Annotated in this window: 3 protein-coding genes; all 3 read left to right on the top strand. The window is 38.3% G+C overall.

Annotation, left to right across the window (positions count from 1 at the left end; translation table 11 throughout):
- Positions 1-92 precede the first annotated feature (92 nt).
- Positions 93-416 carry an IS66 family insertion sequence element accessory protein TnpA gene (gene tnpA / locus ACFOZZ_RS13225; protein WP_376815420.1) on the top strand — a complete coding sequence of 108 codons (324 nt, stop codon included), beginning with the start codon at positions 93-95 and terminating at the stop codon, positions 414-416.
- A complete protein-coding gene (tnpB, locus tag ACFOZZ_RS13220) occupies positions 410-766 on the top strand; it encodes an IS66 family insertion sequence element accessory protein TnpB (protein WP_279080097.1) in 357 nt (118 codons plus the stop codon). The genes tnpA and tnpB overlap by 7 nt, the downstream gene beginning before the upstream one ends.
- A 102-nt stretch (positions 767-868) precedes the next feature.
- A partial coding sequence (gene tnpC / locus ACFOZZ_RS13215) for an IS66 family transposase (RefSeq protein ID WP_376815421.1) occupies positions 869-2444 on the top strand: 1576 nt, incomplete at its 3' end.

Genomic DNA, 2444 nt, shown 5'->3' with positions numbered 1-2444 from the left:
CTAAATTTGCTATATATAGTGTTTTTAGCCACTAAATTCACTCTATATAGCGATTTTAGCACTAAATTTACTATATAGAGGATGGTGAGATAATGGATATTCAAAGCATTAATGATGATATCAAAACCAGGCAATGGATTGAAAGAATAAAGGAGTGCAGGGAAAGTGGACTTCCTGTTAGAAAATGGTGCAAGCAGAACAACATATGTGAGCAGACCTACTACTGCTGGCTGAAGAAACTGCGAAAGATGGCAATTGACTCAGGGGCTGTAAAGGCTCCATCATTTGTCTCTGTTGATCAGAACACACTTGATAAACAGAACATAATTATAACTAAAGGAGATGTTCGTATAGAATTTCCTTGTGATACAGATATAGGAACTGTAACGAACATAATAGGTGCACTATTATGTTAGGTGACATCTCCAGGGCTGAGCATATCTATATAGCTGTAGGCTATACAGATATGAGGAAACAGATTGATGGTCTTAGTGCGCTTGTCACAGCACAGTTCAGACTTGATCCCTTTTCAAATTCGGTATTTCTGTTCTGCGGAAGAAATGCGAGAGTGATGAAGGCACTGTACTGGGAGGGTGACGGCTTTGTGCTTCTTTACAAGAGGCTGGAAAATGGCAGATTCAAATGGCCTAGAGATGAATCCGAAGCTAGAGAAATAACACCCCAGCAGTTCAGATGGCTCCTAGAGGGACTTGCAGTTGTACAGCCTGGAAGAATAAAGAAAACAAGTCCAAAAGCAGTCATATAATAGCCTTGATTCATGGAGAATTTGTACGATTTATGGTATAATTATTTCATGAAACGGAGGGTATTTCTGATGAATAATTCTACTAAATCTACAGTTGAAAGCATGACTATATCAGCTGAATTAGCTAGTACTATTGCAGAATTAAAAGCCAGTATTTCATCTCTAAATGCATTGGTTGAAAGCTTAAAATCAGATAATGAATACCTAAAGAATAATAATGACCTTCTTCGTGAAGAGAATGCATATCTTAAGAGAAAGCTGTTTGGCGTCAAGAGTGAGAAGATGCCATGTTCTGTAGAACAGCTTTCTCTTTTTGATGAAGCAGAACAAGAATGTGAACCAGAGCTTCTTGAAGAAATTACATACAAAAGAGCTAAGAAGAAACAGAAAGGCACTCTTGAAATCAAGTTAGATAATCTAAAGCATGTAAAAGAAGTTTATGATATTGATGAGAAAGATAGAATCTGTGATATATGCGGTACAAAGATGCATAGAGTTGGTGAAGAGTTCGTAAGACATGAAGTAGTTTATGAACCTGCAAAACTTTATGTAAAGGATATATACAGAAAGACATATGAATGCCGCGACTGCAGAAAGAGAGGAAAGGTTGTCATGCTTAAAGCAGGTACACCAGCACCCGTTATTCCTCATTCATTTACATCACCAAGTGTTCTATCTCAGGTGATTACTGACAAGTTCGTCAATCATATGCCACTTTACAGGCAGGAAGCAGAATGGAAACGTCTGGGGCTTGATCTATCAAGAACTACGATGGCTAACTGGCTTATCATAGCTTCCAGGGAATATTTCATTCCGATTGTTAACAGGATGCATGAAATTCTTGTTGAGGAGAAGTACCTGCACTCAGATGAGACGCCAATTCAAGTATTAAATGAGCCAGGTAAACCTGCTACTTCTAAATCATACATGTGGGTATATTCAAGTATTAGGGAAAGCAGCAAGCCTATCAGAATATTTGAATACAAGCCTGATAGAAAAGCTGAAAATCCACAGAAGTTTCTAGAAAATTTCAGTGGTACACTGATTTCTGATGGCTATGGTGGCTACAACAATATTGAGGGTGTAGTCAATGCATACTGCTGGGCACATGCAAGAAGAAAGTTCTATGAAGCACTTCCTGCAGATATGAAAGATGCCTCAGATACATTGGCTTATACAGGTCTTAAGAAAATAGCCAAGCTATTTGCGATAGAAAAGGAAATTGATACATTCCCACCTGAAGACAAAGTCAAAATACGCCAGGAAAAGTCAAAACCATTAGTAGATGACTTCTTTTCATGGTGCGCTGATGCTCAGAACAAGTCTTTAACACGCTCTAAAATAGGCAAAGCAATTCAGTATGCCCTGAATTTGGAGAAAGGATTGCGTGTATATCTGGATGATGGTCTAGTTCCAATGACAAATTCGCTGAATGAACGTAATATAAGACCATTCACTGTAAGTCGAAAGAATTGGCTGTTTAGTGCTTCTACCAAAGGAGCAGATGCAAGTGCCTCAATATTCAGTCTGATTGAGACAGCTAAAGCTAATAGGCTTAGTCCCTTTGATTACATAGAATACATATTGGAGATAATGCCGCAGATTGATATCATTCAGCATCCAGAGAAGATTGACTGGTTCATGCCTTGGAGTGATCAGATAAAAGAAGAGTTTGGAA

The organism is Catenibacterium sp. GCM10023432, from assembly GCF_042651925.1.
Lineage (GTDB): Bacteria > Bacillota_I > Bacilli_A > Erysipelotrichales > Coprobacillaceae > Catenibacterium > Catenibacterium mitsuoka.
Note: the sequence above shows the minus strand (reverse complement) of the source record. Positions and strands in the feature narration are given on the sequence as shown.

Bases quoted from the DNA above. Each gene is read 5' to 3' on its own strand.
- tnpB (WP_279080097.1), top strand. From the start codon at position 410: ATGTTAGGTGACATCTCCAGGGCTGAGCATATCTATATAGCTGTAGGC.
- tnpA (WP_376815420.1), top strand. From the start codon at position 93: ATGGATATTCAAAGCATTAATGATGATATCAAAACCAGGCAATGGATT.